Genomic DNA, 15,846 nt, shown 5'->3' with positions numbered 1-15,846 from the left:
GACCGGCGGGTGAAATTTCATCGCCTTCTTGTGAACACTGCGTTTCTATCGTGCCGGTATTACTGAACAACGGAACCGTTTATGGTTGCGTCATCGTCTTGAACGGTTGCTCCACGAAAGGACATCACAATGGCTAAAGTTCTCGTTCTCTACTATTCGGCCTATGGCCATATCGAAACCATGGCTTATGCGGTTGCCGAAGGCGCCAAGTCTGCCGGTGCTGAAGTGACCGTGAAGCGCGTTCCGGAACTCGTTTCGGAAGAAGTCGCCAAGGCTTCCTACTACAAGCTCGACCAGGCTGCTCCGATCGCAACGGTTGACGAACTGGCCGAATACGACGCCATCATCGTTGGCGCCGGCACGCGTTATGGCACGGTTGCCTCGCAGATGCGCAATTTCTGGGACCAGACGGGCGGCCTGTGGTTCAACGGCAAGCTCGTCGGCAAGGTCGGCTCGATGTTCACATCGACCGCCACGCAGCACGGCGGCCAGGAAACCACCATCATGGGCTTCATCCCGACCTTCCTGCATCACGGCATGGTCGTTGTCGGCCTTCCTTATGCATTCCAGGGCCAGATGGGCACCGAAGAAGTCAAGGGCGGCTCGCCCTACGGCGCATCCACGATCACCAACGGCGACGGCTCGCGCCAGCCTTCGGAAGTCGAACTGGAAGGCGCACGCTTCCAGGGCGCACACGTAGCCAAGATCGCTGCCAAGCAGATCGCGTGATCTGTTAGCGGTTTGAATTCAAGGGCGCGCGTTCCGAAAGGGGCGCGCGTTTTTTCGTTGGCGCCGGGGCGTCAGCCGCGGCACTTATCAGCGAGTGATTTCGCCTGGACGCGCTCCAGATCGCTCATGGCGGCGGGATCGGCTTTCGCGAGTTCCTCGCACTGCGCCTTCAGACCTTCCGTTCGGCCCTTGGTGTAGAAGGTGTAGCCGACAAAGCCTGCGCCCAGCGTGGCGACGATCACGCAAATGCCGGCAACAACAATCAGAAATTTCATGGCTTACCCTTCATTGTCGACGCAGCCCTGACGACGGAAGCTGCCGTCGCGCCCCTTGTCCGCAAGCATATGGACCCATGGGCCTGCCTGGCCTGAATCTTGAGACGGCGCGTGCATCATTCTGGTGCGGGCGACGGGGATCGAACCCGTACAGCCAAGGCCGAGGGATTTTAAGTCCCTTGCGTCTACCAGTTTCGCCACGCCCGCAACGATCCTTTTCGCCTAGCCGAGCTTGCGGTTGCAATCAAGGTCGCTTGTCGCCTGAAGTGCCAAAGTCCCTTCAGAAATCCAAAATACAGCCGTCTGAACAGTGGATGCGGACTGCCACTGCCGGACCGTGCCGAAGCCGTCTTTCCGAGGTGAAATTGGGGTGGCTTCATGCGCTGCGGTATGCGATAGCGATTTTCATTCTGGCTCAGGGCAACGAGGCCGATTTTGAACAGGCAGACTATCGACGATGCGCTGACCGCGATCCGCGGGCTGTTTCCCGAAACGCCGTTGCAGCTCAACGATCACTTGAGCGCACGCTATGGCGCGGAAATCTGGCTGAAGCGCGAGGACCTGTCGCCGGTGCGCTCCTACAAGATCCGCGGCGCGTTCAATTTCCTGCGCAAGGCGATCGGCGAGGGCGGGACGGACCAGACCTTCGTCTGCGCCTCTGCCGGCAATCACGCGCAGGGCTTTGCCTATGTCTGCCGCCATTTCGGCGTGCGCGGCACCGTCTTCATGCCGGTGACGACGCCGCAGCAGAAGATCGAGAAGACGCGCATGTTTGGCGCCGGCTTCATCGAGATCAAGCTGTTCGGCGACTTTTTCGACCAGTGCTACAAGGCCGCCCGCGACCACGCGGAGGCAACCGGCGCCATGATGGTGCCGCCTTTCGATCATCCGGATATCATCGAGGGGCAGGCGACCGTTGCGGCGGAAATCCTCGCTCAACTGCCAGATGGCAGCGTGCCGGATCTCGTCGTGATCCCGGTTGGCGGCGGCGGATTGTCCTCCGGCGTGACGGGATATCTCGACGGGACGGTCGCGCGCGACGGTTTTCTCTTCTGCGAACCGGAGGGCGCGCCGAGCCTGAAGCGGGCGCTGGAGGCGGGCGAGCCGGTGACGCTGCCGAAGGTCGACAATTTCGTCGACGGGGCTGCCGTGGCGCGGATCGGCGACCTGAACTTTGCGGCCCTTTCCAAGTTTTCGCCCGACCAGGTGATGACGATTGCCGAGAATGCCATCTGCGTGTCGATGATCGAGATGCTGAATATCGAGGGCGTGGTGCTGGAGCCCGCCGGTGCGCTGTCGATTGCGGCGCTGGCGCAATTGCCGGCGGATCGGCTGAAGGGCAAGCGCGTTGTTGCCATTGTCTCGGGCGGCAATTTCGACTTCGAGCGGCTGCCGGATGTGAAGGAGCGGGCCATGCGCCACTCCGGACTGAAGAAATATTTCATCCTCCGGCTGGCCCAGCGACCGGGCGCATTGAAGGATTTCCTCAATCTGCTCGGGCCGGAAGACGATATCGCTCGTTTCGAATATCTAAAGAAATCTGCTCGGAACTTTGGCTCGATCCTGATCGGTATCGAGACCGCAAAGCCGGAGAATTTCGCGCGTCTGACCGGCGCCTTTGATGCTGCAGGGCTTGGATATCAGGACATCACCGAGAACGAAATCCTGTCCAGTTTGATTATATGACTATTCTATAATCAAAATACTTGATTATAGAATTTCACTGACCCGCTCTTTCGGGCGGCCAAGGCGGATGCCTTTTTCCGAGATGACGATCGGCCGTTCGATGAGGATCGGGTTTGCCAGCATGGCGTCCAGCAGATCATTGTCGGTCAGCGACGGGTTGTCGAGGTCGAGCTCCTTGTAGACCGCTTCCTTGCGGCGCATCAGCTGGCGCGGGTTCATCTCCAGGGCCATCAGCATGCGAACGAGCTCGGCGCGCTCCGGCGGATGCTTGATATATTCGACGATCGCCGGGTCGTGACCCTTCTCGCGGATCATTTCCAGCACGGCGCGCGAGGTCGAGCAGCGGGGATTGTGCAGAATGGTGACGTTCAAGATGCGCTCTGACGGTATGTTGCCGGATGCCGGACGTTCCCGTCAGGCATCCGTGTCATAGCCGGTCTGGCCGGCGTCTATGAGCGCTTTCAGCGTTTTCAGGCCGTTTTCAACATCTTTCCGATCCTGCGGCGAGGAATAGCTGATGCGCACGGCATGGTGGACCTTGTCGGAGCGCGCCGGCTTGAACTCGTCCTCGTCGTCGATGAGGATGCCGCGGTCGAAAGCGGCCTGCTTGTAGGTGCCGGCATGCCAGGGCTCGGGCAGGCGCAGCCAGAAGAAGGGCGCGCCGCGCTGGTGGCTGATGTCGAGATCGCCGAAGATCGCCTCCACCAATTCCTCGCGCGCCCGGCATTCGGCCAGAACCTGCCGGCGGATCGTGCTGGCCGTGCCCGACAGCACCAGCGAGGCGCAGAGTTCGAACAGCAGGAACGGAATGCCTCCGGTCGAGAGCTTGTGGGTGATGTTGACGCGGGCCGCGAAATGCGGCGGGCAAGCGACCCAGCCGCCGCGCACGCCGGCCGCGACCGACTTGGAGAGGCCGCCGATATGGAAGGTCTTGTCAGGCGCAAGTTCCGCCAGGAAGGGCAGGCCGTCCTCGGTCATCGCGCCATAGAGATTGTCCTCGATCAGCCACACATTGTAGGTCCGCGCGATCTCGGCAATCGCCTTGCGGCGCTCGACGGAGAGGGTGGTGGCCGTCGGGTTCTGCGCCGAGGGCATCAGGAAGACCGCCTTCGGGTGCTTCTGCGCGCAGACCCGCTCCAGATCGTCCGGCAGGATGCCGCCCTCGTCGGAGGCGACGGTGGCGATGCGGCGGCCGGTCATGGCGGCGGCGCGCGACACCTGCGCATAGGTCAGTTCCTCGAAGGCGATATAGTCGCCCGGCTGCGAGATCGCGTGAATGACCGACATGATGCCGGCATGGGCACCGAGAACCGGCACGATGCAATCGAGCGTCGGCTGCCAGTTGGCATTCGAAAGCCACTTGCGCCCGGCCTCCTTCCAGCGATCGGGAATGATGCGGGTGTAGCTCGAAATCTCGTCGCGATAGTCGCGCACGGTGCGCGTCAGGAATGTCTCGATCGGGCCGGATTGTCCCACATCGGGCGCTGCAGTCGTGTCGAAGCGCAGTTTGCCGGCGGGCGGGACGGGGACGCGGGTGCCGGAAAAGGCGCTGACAATCCGGTCTCGCCCGTCATTGGCGGGTTCTTCCTGCTGCGCCAGCACGTAGGTGCCGCGTCCAACCTCGCCGGAAACGAGGCCGCGTTCGCGCACCAGCGCATAGGCGCGGCCGATTGTACCGATTGTCACCTTGATATCATAGGCGAGGTCGCGCTGCGGCGGAAGCTTCGCGCCGGGCGGCAAAATGCCGGCGGCGATATCCGCCTCGATCTGATCCGCCAGGCGGACATAGAGCGGGCCGGAGCCCTCCTGCAGCGATGGAAGCCAATTTGTCATGGTGACAATTATCCGTATTGAACCACTCGGCGAGTCAATTGATAAGGTCATCATAGTCAAGTTTCAGCGAAAGGCAAGAAAGGTCCATAGCAAGGGTGACAATGATGGAAACGATGGAGACAATGATGGAAAGTGTATCGCTCGAACGGGCGCCGGTCACGACGATGACAATCGGCGCACGCGTCGCGAAAGTCTTTGCCGCACTCCGCTGGGCCATCACGCTCAATCGCTCGCGGGTGGCCCTTTCGGAACTGACCGACGACCAGCTCTCCGATATCGGTATCAGCCGCCACGAGGCGGAGCGCGAATGCCGGAAGGTCGATCTCTTCTGAAGCGTGGGCTGGTTCGACGCCATTCACCGCCGTCAGGGCCTCACGCCCGATGGCGGTGAACGCTTGTCCCCCGCCACACCGGCTTGTCTTCCGCTTGCCGCTGTGCCATTCCGTTCCCGTCAGGTGCCCGCGTCACGCGGGAGAATCGGGAAGCCGGTGAACAATCCGGCGCGTGCCCAACGCTGTGAGAGGGGACGCTGGTCGCCAAACAGACCACTGGAGCAATCCGGGAAGGCGCGGCGGCCAAGCGGATGATCCTCAAGCCAGAAGACCGGCCTGGCAAGATAGCCTCAGCCCGCGCGGACGGCGGGCGGGTTTCGCGTTGCGGGGATGTGCGATGGCGAAGCTTGATATGTCGGCAGAGTGCGAAGCGCTTGCCGAGGCGGGAGCCTTTTCCACCGAAGAACGGGCCGCGGTCTATCGCGCCATCGAGACACGGCGCGATGTGCGCAGCCAGTTCCTGGGAACACCGCTGCCGGATGATCTCGTCAGGCGGTTGCTGGAGGCCGCACACCGCGCGCCGTCCGTGGGCTTCATGCAGCCCTGGAATTTCATCCTGGTGAAGCGTGAGGAGACGAAGGCGCGCGTGGCGCAGGCCTTTGCCCGCGCCAACGAGGAGGCGGCCCTGATGTTCGACGACGAGCGCAAGGCGGCCTATCTGCGGCTGAAGCTCGAGGGCATCCGGCAGGCGCCGCTTTCCATCTGCATCACCTGTGACCCGACGCGCGGCGGCAAGGTCATCCTCGGGCGCACGCACAATCTCCGCATGGACGCCTATTCCACCGTCTGCGCGGTGCAGAACCTCTGGCTTGCCGCCCGCGCCGAGGGCGTCGGCGTCGGCTGGGTCAGCATCTTCCACGAGGACGAGGTGAAGGCAATCCTCGGCATCCCGCCACATGTGCAGATCATCGCCTGGCTCTGCGTCGGCTATGTCGAAAGGCTCTATTGCGAACCGGAACTCGCACTGAAAGGCTGGCGGCAGAGGTTGCCGCTGGAGGAGCTGGTGTTTGAGGAAGGCTGGCAGGGCGGCGGCGACAGCTCAGGCTGAGCCTCAGTTCGCCGTCGGCTCCTTCGGGTGGCGCAGGTCTATGGCCGTGTCCTTGCCGGGCAGGAATTGCGGGCCGACCTTGCGGACATTGGCCTTCGACGGATCGTATGGCACGGCGGGGGCGGGTTCCGGCGGCTTCTCGGCAGTGGCCGGTGGCTTCGGGGTGGGCACGGGTGCCGCCTTGGGCTCGGGCTTCGTATCCAGATTGAGGATCGAGGAATAGGGCTTCTCGGGCGCGGGTTCCGTCGAGGAGTGGTCCTGCGGCGGCGCGATGTCGGTGCCGCCGTTCTTCGCTGCCTCGCGTTTCATCATTTCGCGATAATAGGCGGAGAAGTTGCAGCTGCAGGACTTGTCCTGCTTGCGGGCCGAGGCGCGGAAGCGGAAGGCATAGGGCTCTTCCTTGTAGGGCATGCCGCCGCTGGCCGAGACCATTTCCGACATCTCCTGCGTGCCGACACCGTGATAGAAGAGCTCGGTTTCGACGCCCGGGCACATCATCGAGCAGACCTGTGCGTCGCGTTCGAAGCTTGCCGGGCTGGTATTCGTCGAAACGGGGAAGAAGCCGCCGTCGCAGGTGCGCACGCAGACCGTCTGCAGATTGCCGCCACGGTCACCGCCGCCGAGGTTGCGGATCTCCGGCTGGCGTGGTGCTGGGCGCTGCGGCTCGACCGCGCCCGGATCGTAGCTTGCGGGCTCCGGCGGGGCGGTGTCGCGCGCGGCACGCGGGCTGTCCGGCACGTCGTTGCAGCCGTTCCGCTCCAGTGCGTCGAGAAGCTTGGCGCGGCGCGCCGGGCTCATCGAGCGGGTGACGAGCGGAATGTCGTGGTTCTGCAGTTCCGCCAGATTGTCATACATGCGGTCGAGCGCGTCGCTCAGCCTGTCGCAGGCCTCAGCATTCGCGCCACCGTAGACGAGGAAACTGCCCGACGTGCAGCCCAGCCGGCGCAGGTCGCGCTGCACGGTGTCGATCTCGCGCTGCTGGCGGGAGATGGCCTGCTGGTAGGCGCGGGTCTCGCGCGTATTGCCGATCGTCTCGGTGTCCGTATTGAGCTCCATGCGGATCGAGCCGCAGATGGAGGTCGCGCCCGCAGTTCCGCTGAGCGCCAGACTGGCCAGAACGGCCAGCGTGACGGCACGGATTTTCGGACTAAGTCTCGTGGACCAAACCAAGTTGGCGGCTCCTGTCGGTCAGGCAAGTCGTGTGTTGAGAGTGCCCATTGTGAGCCAATCGGGCGGTGCTCGCAATCGCGACGTGTTTCTTTGCTTAACAACGACGGGAGCCGCCTTTTGTTTCAGGCGGCGGCAGCGATGCGCATCTCGGGCGGGGTTGCCAGAAGCGGGGCGGAAATTCCGGCGATCGCCTTCATGTCGGTCAGCAATTTGTCGTTCACATCCCAGCCGACGGCGACCGCATGGACGCTGCCGATCTTCTGCGGTTCGCCGATGCGCGTGCCGGGACAGCCCATGCGGCGGAACATGCGCTCCAGGAACACATCCGTCACGGTGACGATCTGGCGGATGCCGGAGGCAAGGCCAAGCTCGCCGACCGCACACATGAGTTCGGCGGCGGCGACTGTCACCTGGTTGGAGGCGCGATCCTGCGAGATCTCGGGATCGATGCAGAAGCGGCTGGATTCCCAGATGTCAGGCCGGCGGATCACCGGGCTGTTTCCAAGCAGGATGGGGAATGTGTCATCCAGCATGTTAGGCCCCAGCGTCGGCAGGAGGCGGAGCGCGCCGCGCAGATGGCGCGTGTCCGGCGTGTAGGACAGGACGTAGATGGGGTTGATGTCATCATACTGGTCGATCTCGATGTCGCCGCGGACCGACACGTCCCATCCGAGCAGGTCGTGGAAGACGCGCTTGCGGAGCTGGAACATCGGCGCCAGCGCCTGCGGTCTGAAATGGCGTTCAAGGCCTGAAAAAATCTCGATCAAGGCATTTCTCCGGAAGGTCATTGACCGGAGAAGAAGGCCACTTGCATCTTTGATTGTGTACTGTCGGTATGGACAACTTTAAATGTATAAAATTTGATTGTATGCGGGTGGGTAGTATAGGCCTATTTCCGAGGCGGCGGCGCTGGATAGCCGATCTCGATCAACCCTGTCGCCACGGCCCTCGCCACCGCCTGCTTGTTGGACACGGCATCGAGTTTTTCGCGGCAGGCCGACATGAAATGGCGCACCGTGCGTTCGGAAATGCCGAGGATGCGGGCGATTTCCCAATAGGTCTTTCCACCCGCAACCCATTCAAGAACTTCGCGTTCGCGCGGCGTCAGACGGGGCCGTGCGTCTGCCTGTGCTCCGCCTTGCGAGCGGAGGGGGGCAAGTGCGAGCTGTCGCGCATGGAAAAGGCCGGCAAGGGCGGCGAGGTCGCGCATCAGGATTTCCCGTGCTTCGCGCCGATCTTCCAGCCGGCCGGGGTCGGCAGCCAGAAAGGCGACGCCCGGTCGCGACGGCACCAGCGGAAAGACGAGGAGGGGCCGGCTGTCGCGGCAACGGGGATGCACCCGGATCGTGTCCGTTCCCGTCTTTGCCCGGTTGGAGGGCTCAAGAACGGCCGGCCCGAACCGCCGGGCCGCGGCTTCGAACAGCGGATGAAGCACGGCGAGGCCTTCCTCACGGATCAGGCGCTCGAACTCGGGATCTTGGCCGTGGATCAGCCTGCCGGGGATAAACGCACTGCCGTCGCGCCGCAGGTCGCCGTAAAGCACATGCGCGAGCCCATATTCCGCCTGCAGCCTTGTGAGGAAGGCTTGCGGGTCGAAACTGGCGGGATTTCCAAGTGCTGCGAGGAGCGCGCTATAGCCAGTCGGGCCCGGCATTGCTTATCCCTAAAAATCTACGGGATAACCAATGGTCGGGCCCTTGGCAACTGTGCGCTGTTCTCCGGCCTTAGAGGCCGCCTTCCGGATGTGACGCTTCGACCACGGCGAGCGTCGCCATGTTGACGACGCCGCGCGAGGTGACGGAGGGCGTCAGGATGTGCGCGGGCATGGCGGCACCGAGCAGGATCGGGCCGACATGCAGGCTGTCCGTCATGGTCTTGACGATGCCGAGCGTGATGTTGGCGGCGTCCAGCGTCGGGAAGACGATGAGGTTGGCTTCGCCGGTAAGAGTCGTGTCGGGCATGACGCGCTTGCGCAGGATTTCGGAGATCGCGGAATCGCCGTGCATTTCGCCATCTGCCTCAAGGTCGGGCGCCTGTTCGCGCACGAGCTGCGTGGCGAGGCGCATCTTGCGGGCGGATTCGGAATCGCGCGAACCGAAATTCGAATGCGAGACGAGGGCTGCGCGCGGCTTGATGCCGAAGCGGCGGATTTCGCGCGCCGCCATGATTGTCATTTCGGCGATTTCTTCGGCGCTCGGATTGTAGGTGACATAGGTGTCGGTGAAGAAGGTGGCGCCGCGCTGCGAGATCAGCAGGCTGAGACCCGAGAAATCGATGACGCCGGGCTTCTTGCCGATGATCTGCTTGACGTCGCGGAGGTGCCGGTCATAGCGGCCTTCGAGGCCGCAGATCAGCGCATCCGCATCGCCGCGCTTGACGGCGAGCGCCGCAATCACGGTGGAGTTGGTGCGGACGATCGTGCGGGCGGCTTCCGGCGTGACGCCGCTGCGGCCGACATGGGCGAAATATTCGTCCACATAGTCGCGATAGCGGCGGTCGGATTCCGGGTTCACGACTTCGAAGTCGACATCCGGCCGGATCTTGAGGCCGAAGCGCTCCAGGCGCGACTGCAGGATGGAGGGGCGGCCGATGAGGATCGGCTTGGCAATGCCTTCTTCCAGCAGGACCTGGGCGGCACGCAGAACGCGTTCGTCTTCGCCTTCGGCAAAGATGACGCGCTTCTTGGCGGCCGTCTTCGCGGCGGTGAAGAGCGGCTTCATGATGAAGCCGGAACGGAAGACGAAGCGGTTCAGCTCATCGAGATAGGCGTCGAAATCCTGGATCGGACGGGTGGCAACACCCGTTTCTGCGGCTGCCTTGGCGACGCAAGGGGCAATGCGCAGGATGAGGCGCTGGTCGAAGGGCGAGGGGATGAGATATTCCGGCCCGAAGACCGGTGTTTCGCCGGAATAGGCGCGGGCGGCTACATCCGAAGGCTCCTCGCGGGCAAGCGAGGCGATGGCGCGCACGGCGGCGAGCTTCATTTCCTCGTTGATCGTGCGGGCGCCGCAGTCGAGCGCGCCTCGGAAGATATAGGGGAAGCAGAGAACGTTGTTGACCTGGTTCGGGAAGTCCGACCGGCCGGTGCAGATCATCGCATCCGGGCGCGCCGTACGGGCAAGTTCCGGCATGATTTCCGGCGTCGGGTTGGCCAGTGCCATGATCAGCGGCTTTTCAGCCATCTGCACCAGCAGTTCCGGCTTCAGCACGCCGGCGGCGGAGAGGCCGAGGAAGATATCGGCGCCGCCGATGCTGTCGGCGAGCGTGCGCTTGTCGCTTTCCTGGGCGTAGACCGACTTCCATTCGTCCATGAGGGCTTCGCGGCCCTTGTAGACGAGGCCTTCGATGTCATGCACCCAGATGTTCTCGCGCCGGGCGCCGAGCGCGACCAACAGGTTGAGACAGGCGAGTGCTGCTGCACCGGCGCCCGAGGCGACGATCTTGACCTTGGAGATGTCCTTGCCGGCAAGCTCCAGACCGTTGAGGACGGCGGCGGCGACGATGATGGCGGTGCCGTGCTGGTCATCGTGGAAGACCGGGATGTCCATGATTTCGCGGAGCTGCCGCTCGACCTCGAAACATTCCGGCGCCTTGATGTCCTCAAGGTTGATGCCGCCGAATGTGGGCTCCAGCGCCGAGACGACCTTGACCATGTCCCCGACGGCGGGCGCGTTGATCTCGATGTCGAAGACGTCGATGCCGGCGAATTTCTTGAAGAGGACGGCCTTGCCTTCCATCACGGGCTTGGACGCGAGTGCGCCGATATTGCCGAGACCGAGAACCGCGGTTCCGTTGGACACGACGGCCACAAGGTTGGAACGGGCCGTGTAGAAGGCGGCGGTTGCCGGATCGTCCTTGATGGCGAGGCAGGGGGCGGCGACGCCCGGCGAATAGGCGAGCGCGAGGTCGCGCTGGTTGCCGAGCGGCTTCGTCGCCGTGATTTCCATCTTACCGGGGCGTGGATAGCGATGATAAAATAGCGCCTGCGCGTCGAGGTCTGCTGTTTGAGGCGCGCCCTGCGGCGCCTTGTTGTCATCAAGCGATTCCATGCCTGCCATCTCCGGTGGTCTTTTTTGTTTGCGCGAATCTTCCTTACACCAATTGTCGGTGTCGGGTAGTCCCCTCAATGCCGCCTCGGGCGATTTTGTGACGGCCAGCTGGTAAGGCATCCTTTCTGTCATCATCCTGAAACACGAGTCTGGTTTTGAGAGCCATGACAAGCGCAGCGATGAAAGGCTGGGACGATGAGCGCAGAACCTGAAGCAAGGACATTCCGCACCATCTTCATTTCCGACGTCCATCTGGGCTCGAAGGCGGCCAAGGCCGATTTTCTCATCGACTTCATGCGCTACCACGATGCCGAGACCTATATTCTCGTCGGCGACATCATCGACGGCTGGCGGCTGAAGCGCAGCTGGCACTGGCCGCAGAGCTGCAACGATGTCGTCCAGAAGCTGCTGCGCAAGGCACGCAAGGGCGCCCGCATCATCTATGTGCCGGGCAATCACGACGAATTCCTGCGCGACTTCCCGGGCATGCATTTCGGCGGCATCGAGGTGGCGCTGAACTGGATCCATGAGGCCGCCGACGGCAAGAAATATCTCGTCATCCATGGTGACGAATTCGATATCGTGGTGCGCAACTACCGCCTGCTCGCCTATCTCGGCGACTGGGCCTATGATGCGGCCATCCTCGTCAATCGCGGCCTTGCGGCCGTGCGCCGCCGTCTCGGGTTGCCTTACTGGTCGTTCTCGGCCTGGGCGAAGCTGCAGGTCAAGCACGCCGTCAATTTCATCGGCGAGTTCCAGCATTTCGTCGCCGAAGAAGCCCGCCGCCACAAGGTCGACGGCGTCGTCTGCGGGCATATTCACCATGCGGTGATGGAGGATATCGAGGGTATCCGCTATATCAATACCGGCGACTGGGTGGAAAGCTGCACGGCTGTCGTCGAGCATTTCGACGGCACGATGGAACTGATCCACTGGACCCCGGCCTCCGAGCTGGTGCCGAAGCCGAAGGTCCTGCAGCTTGCCGCGCGCGGCGAGAAGGCACAGGCCGCGGAAGCCGCCTGAGCGCTTCATTGGCTCCTGCCGCACGTTCTGGCGTCATCCCGAGGCGCCGCCCTAAGGGTGGCCTCGACGGATCAGAGTGCGGCGAAGGACTCTTCGAGGGCCGCGCCTTGCGCGGCCACCTCAGGGTGAGGGCGTTCTCACCGCACCTCAGCAGCACTCAGCCGCTCAGGCAAACATCTGACGGTACTGGATAAATCCCGACTTGGATGCGATGCGATCATAGAGCTTCATCGCGTCGGTATTCGTCTCGTGCGTCAGCCAGTGGACGCGGGACGCGCCCTTGGCCTTGGCGTCTTCGTAGACGAATTCTATGAGCTTGCGGCCGATGCCGCCGCCGCGAAGGCCTTCAGCGACATAGAGATCCTGCAGATAGACATAGTCGCCGACCGTCCAGCAGGAGCGGTGGAAGATGTAATGCACCATGCCGACCGCCCTGGCGCCGTCAAAGGCGAGTGCCGCAAACATCGGCTCATCCGGATCGAGGAAGCGGCGCCAGGTGACGGCGCTGGTCTCGTCGGGAATATCGGTCTTGTAAAAGCGCTGATAGCCCTTCCAGAGCGGCATCCAGATGTCGTGGTCTTCGCGGGTAACGGGACGGATGGTGATGTCGGCGGACAAGGCGCGGTCTCCTGAGTTTCGTCAGAAAGGCTATTGTGTCCGGTTTTAGCCGTCCAATTCAATGTTCTGCTAGTTCATGAGCGAAGTTGATTTTGTGACGTTTATGGAAGTGATGCCCTGCTGAGCGCCTCAGCCAAGATCTCCGTCATGCTCTTGTTGCTGAGACGCGAGCATTCGGGGTCTTCAAAGCTCTCACGAAGCCGACGAAGTTGCTCGTCTTGAGGGAGAGCTTCCCAGGCGGCAATCTCTGCCGGGCTGGGTGTTGCCTTTGGTCTGATGTCAGTCAGTGAGTGATCAGAGATGGACATGGGATGATTTTAGCAGCTTTGCGCCGCGTCAGCCATTTCACAAATGCCCAACCGCATGCAGCGTGAACTTTGACACCGTCTCCGGCAGGGCATCGATGTCGAACCAGCCGAATTCGGGGAGCTTGTCCGGTTCCATGACGCGGGGCTCACCGGTGAAATCGTCGGTCACGTAGATCAATGACACCCAGTGATGACCGTCGGAGGCTGAGCGGTATTCGTAGACGCAGAGGAAACGCATCTCGCCAATGGTGAGGCCCGTTTCTTCCAGCGTTTCGCGGCGGCCGGCGTCCTCGGACGATTCCATGTGATCGACCTTGCCGCCTGGAATGTTCCAGTGGCCGGCTTCGGGCATCTTAGTGCGGCGGTAGAGCAAAATGGAACGGCCCCGTTTGATAACGAGGCCGACACCCAATCCCGGAAAATCTGTTCCCGGCTGACCCATGGTCTTACTTGCTATTTGCGACGATCAGCATGAAAGCCGGGATGTCGTCGCCGAAGCCAACCGGCGTCGGACCGTCGTCATCGTTGCGGCGATGGTTGCGCTGACGGCGCTCGCGATGATCGTCGTTTGCCGGGTTGACGCGATAGTCGCGCGGCGGACGATTGCTCTTTTCAGATTCATTGCGTGCGGGTCTTGCCACGGGTGTTTCCTCAATTGTTTCCTGTCGCTTCTCGGCCGCGACTTCGATGTCGCGTTCCGGCTTCTTTGTCTCCGCGCGGGGCTCGCTGCGGCCTTCTGGCCGGCCTTCGGTGCGATCCCTGCGGCCCTTGCCACCACGGCTGCGATCATTGCGATCGCGGCCACCACGGCGTTCATCCTCTTCGCCGGCCACGCTCGGCGGCAGTGCCGAGAGATCGCCGTCAAGCCACTCGAGCTTCTTGTCGATCAGCTTTTCGATCGCATCGAGCGCCTTGCGGTCACGGTTGGCAACGAGGGTGAAGGCGGCGCCCGAACGGCCGGCACGACCAGTGCGGCCAATGCGGTGGACATAGTCTTCCGCATGGATCGGGACGTCGAAGTTGAAGACGTGGCTCACGTCAGGAATGTCGAGGCCACGGGCCGCGACGTCGGAGGCAACCAGAAGCGTGATCTGGTTGTCCTTGAAACCTTGCAGCATGGCCATGCGCGAGCGCTGGTCCATGTCACCGTGCAGGGCGCCGACGGAGAAGCCGTGGCGCTCGAGCGAACGGAACAGATCTGCGACATCCTTCTTGCGGTTGCAGAAGATGATCGCGTTCTTCAGTTCTTCCTGAGCACGGATGAGATCGCGCAGGGCTGCGCGCTTCTCGTAATCCTTCGACTGGACGGCGACGAGACGCTGCGTGACGGTCAGGGCTGTCGAGGAGCGGGTCGAGACTTCGATACGCTCCGGGTTCTGCAGGAACTGGTCGGCCAGAACCTGGATTTCCTTCGGCATGGTCGCCGAGAAGAACAGCGTCTGGCGCGTGAAGGGGATCGTCTTGGCAATGCGCTCGATATCGGGGATGAAGCCCATGTCGAGCATGCGGTCGGCTTCGTCGATGACGAGGATCTCGACGCCGGACATCAGCAGCTTGCCGCGCTCGAAATGGTCGAGCAGGCGGCCGGGGGTTGCGATCAGCACGTCGGCGCCGCGTTCCAGCTTCTTTTCCTGGTCGTCGAAGGAGACGCCGCCGATGAGAAGGGCGACGTTCAGCTTGTGATTCTTGCCGTACTTTTCAAAGTTCTCCGCGACCTGCGCAGCGAGTTCGCGCGTCGGTTCGAGGATGAGCGTGCGCGGCATGCGCGCCCGGGCGCGGCCCTTTTCAAGCAGCGTCAGCATGGGCAGCACGAAGCTTGCCGTCTTGCCGGTGCCGGTCTGCGCAATTCCCAGAATATCGCGCCGTTCCAAGGCCTTGGGGATTGCTCCCGCCTGGATTGGCGTCGGGATTGTGTAACCTGCATCGGTTACAGCGGAAATGACTTTGGCGCTCAGGCCGAGATCAGAAAAGGTGGTCAATGAGGGGTATAATCCATTCGCGTTCAGAAGAACGACAGGTTAATCGGCTGCATCTGCATTCGATGTGCGTCTGCGGATTAGTCCTGTTGCCCCGCAAAGTCAAGTTTTCCGGGACTTCCAAGGTTAATCTGGATGAAATTTCATCTGTTTGACAAGATTGCCACACCGGTGGCCGCCATGATCGTGCCGGCGGCCCGGTTCATGCGGCGCATGACCGTGGCGTTGGCGGCCAGCGCGCGGGCTTTCAGCGCCAGTCCGGCATAGACGCCAATGACCAAAGCCTCGACCGCGAGAATGACGGCTACGAGCTCGACATAGCCGGTGACGCTGACGCCGCTGACCGCGACGTTCGGCAGGATGGCGAGATAGAAAAGCGGCATTTTCGGATTGCCGATATTGAGTGCGACGCCGGTCGCGTAGGTTTTCAGGAGTGAGCTGCGGGATATCCGTGCAGCACCCGGCGCCGGTGTTGCGGCGGGCGATGCAAACCAGAGCGAAACACCCATCCAGATCAGGTAGATGGCCCCGGCAAAACGAATGAAGACCATATAGGGAGCGAGTGATTGCGCGGCATAGCTCAGGCCTGCCAGGCCGAGGGTCAGGAAGATCAGAATGCCGGTCACCGTGCCGAGGCCATAGGCGATGCCGGCCTTCAGGCCGCCGGATATGGTTCGGGTGAAAATCGTGAAATTGTCGGGGCCGGGGCTTGCGGCAAAAACGAGGAAGGTCAGCGCAAAGGCGAAAAGCGTCGAGGCCTGCATTCAGTGTTACTCCGGTTGGGACCGGGATTGCAGAC

16 protein-coding genes, 1 tRNA gene and 1 riboswitch are annotated in these 15,846 nt (G+C 62.4%); of the genes, 5 read left to right on the top strand and 12 right to left on the bottom strand.

The window, feature by feature from the left end; all coding sequences use genetic code 11:
- The first annotated feature begins 129 nt into the window (after positions 1-129).
- Positions 130-729, top strand: coding sequence for an NAD(P)H:quinone oxidoreductase type IV (gene wrbA / locus LQK84_RS19965; RefSeq protein WP_230830487.1), 600 nt, complete (start codon positions 130-132; stop codon positions 727-729).
- 71 nt (positions 730-800) lie between these two features.
- Here the strand turns inward: wrbA and LQK84_RS19960 are convergent, their stop codons facing one another.
- Together LQK84_RS19960 and LQK84_RS19955 are read right to left on the bottom strand one after the other, a co-directional pair.
- A complete protein-coding gene (locus LQK84_RS19960; protein ID WP_230830486.1) occupies positions 801-1,004 on the bottom strand; it encodes a hypothetical protein in 204 nt (67 codons plus the stop codon).
- A gap of 122 nt (positions 1,005-1,126) precedes the next feature.
- Positions 1,127-1,211 (bottom strand) — tRNA-Leu (locus LQK84_RS19955).
- 228 nt (positions 1,212-1,439) lie between these two features.
- Between LQK84_RS19955 and ilvA the strand changes: the two genes are divergently transcribed.
- Positions 1,440-2,690: a threonine ammonia-lyase gene (gene ilvA / locus LQK84_RS19950; RefSeq protein WP_230830485.1), complete on the top strand. Its 1,251-nt coding sequence runs from the start codon at positions 1,440-1,442 to the stop codon at positions 2,688-2,690.
- Positions 2,691-2,714: 24 nt separating this feature from the next.
- Here the strand turns inward: ilvA and arsC are convergent, their stop codons facing one another.
- Together arsC and LQK84_RS19940 are read right to left on the bottom strand one after the other, a co-directional pair.
- On the bottom strand, positions 2,715-3,062 hold the full coding sequence (gene arsC, locus LQK84_RS19945; RefSeq protein WP_230830484.1) for an arsenate reductase (glutaredoxin): 348 nt from the start codon (positions 3,060-3,062) through the stop codon (positions 2,715-2,717).
- 42 nt (positions 3,063-3,104) lie between these two features.
- Positions 3,105-4,523 (bottom strand): aminotransferase-like domain-containing protein, encoded by a 1,419-nt coding sequence (locus tag LQK84_RS19940; RefSeq protein WP_230830483.1) that lies wholly within the window; start codon positions 4,521-4,523, stop codon positions 3,105-3,107.
- Between the two features lie 113 nt (positions 4,524-4,636).
- On the opposite strand from LQK84_RS19940, the gene LQK84_RS19935 reads away from it, so the two are divergent.
- Together LQK84_RS19935 and bluB are read left to right on the top strand one after the other, a co-directional pair.
- The gene (locus LQK84_RS19935; RefSeq protein ID WP_230830482.1) at positions 4,637-4,855 is read left to right on the top strand and encodes a DUF1127 domain-containing protein; all 219 of its coding nucleotides are present in this window, start codon (positions 4,637-4,639) and stop codon (positions 4,853-4,855) included.
- A gap of 104 nt (positions 4,856-4,959) precedes the next feature.
- Positions 4,960-5,149: riboswitch (cobalamin riboswitch) on the top strand.
- 43 nt (positions 5,150-5,192) lie between these two features.
- On the top strand, positions 5,193-5,903 hold the full coding sequence (gene bluB, locus LQK84_RS19930) for a 5,6-dimethylbenzimidazole synthase (RefSeq protein WP_230830481.1): 711 nt from the start codon (positions 5,193-5,195) through the stop codon (positions 5,901-5,903).
- A gap of 3 nt (positions 5,904-5,906) precedes the next feature.
- Here bluB and LQK84_RS19925 read toward each other — a convergent pair whose 3' ends face one another.
- The 4 genes from LQK84_RS19925 to LQK84_RS19910 all read right to left on the bottom strand — a co-directional run bounded on the left by LQK84_RS19925 (position 5,907) and on the right by LQK84_RS19910 (position 11,122).
- Positions 5,907-7,073, bottom strand: a complete 1,167-nt coding sequence (locus tag LQK84_RS19925; protein WP_230830480.1) for a DUF2865 domain-containing protein — start codon at positions 7,071-7,073, stop codon at positions 5,907-5,909.
- A gap of 122 nt (positions 7,074-7,195) precedes the next feature.
- Complete coding sequence (locus tag LQK84_RS19920) at positions 7,196-7,840, bottom strand: acyl-homoserine-lactone synthase (protein ID WP_230830479.1); 645 nt, start codon at positions 7,838-7,840, stop codon at positions 7,196-7,198.
- A gap of 122 nt (positions 7,841-7,962) precedes the next feature.
- Positions 7,963-8,727 (bottom strand): helix-turn-helix transcriptional regulator, encoded by a 765-nt coding sequence (locus LQK84_RS19915; RefSeq protein ID WP_230830478.1) that lies wholly within the window; start codon positions 8,725-8,727, stop codon positions 7,963-7,965.
- A gap of 70 nt (positions 8,728-8,797) precedes the next feature.
- A complete protein-coding gene (locus LQK84_RS19910; protein WP_330166427.1) occupies positions 8,798-11,122 on the bottom strand; it encodes an NADP-dependent malic enzyme in 2,325 nt (774 codons plus the stop codon).
- 195 nt (positions 11,123-11,317) lie between these two features.
- Here LQK84_RS19910 and LQK84_RS19905 point away from each other — a divergent pair, with 195 nt between their 5' ends.
- Positions 11,318-12,145: a UDP-2,3-diacylglucosamine diphosphatase gene (locus LQK84_RS19905; RefSeq protein WP_230830477.1), complete on the top strand. Its 828-nt coding sequence runs from the start codon at positions 11,318-11,320 to the stop codon at positions 12,143-12,145.
- Between the two features lie 165 nt (positions 12,146-12,310).
- Here LQK84_RS19905 and LQK84_RS19900 read toward each other — a convergent pair whose 3' ends face one another.
- The 4 genes from LQK84_RS19900 to LQK84_RS19885 form a co-directional block, all read right to left on the bottom strand.
- Positions 12,311-12,763, bottom strand: coding sequence for a GNAT family N-acetyltransferase (locus LQK84_RS19900; RefSeq protein WP_230830476.1), 453 nt, complete (start codon positions 12,761-12,763; stop codon positions 12,311-12,313).
- Between the two features lie 345 nt (positions 12,764-13,108).
- Entirely contained in the window at positions 13,109-13,513 is a 405-nt protein-coding gene (locus LQK84_RS19895; RefSeq protein ID WP_230830475.1) for an NUDIX domain-containing protein, read from the bottom strand.
- A 4-nt stretch (positions 13,514-13,517) separates the two neighbouring features.
- Complete coding sequence (locus LQK84_RS19890) at positions 13,518-15,050, bottom strand: DEAD/DEAH box helicase (RefSeq protein WP_230830474.1); 1,533 nt, start codon at positions 15,048-15,050, stop codon at positions 13,518-13,520.
- A 140-nt stretch (positions 15,051-15,190) separates the two neighbouring features.
- A complete protein-coding gene (locus tag LQK84_RS19885; RefSeq protein ID WP_230830473.1) occupies positions 15,191-15,811 on the bottom strand; it encodes a LysE family translocator in 621 nt (206 codons plus the stop codon).
- Positions 15,812-15,846: the final 35 nt, after the last annotated feature.

It is taken from the genome of Rhizobium sp. C4 (genome assembly GCF_021026315.1).
GTDB lineage: Bacteria > Pseudomonadota > Alphaproteobacteria > Rhizobiales > Rhizobiaceae > Ensifer_A.
Note: the sequence above shows the minus strand (reverse complement) of the source record. Positions and strands in the feature narration are given on the sequence as shown.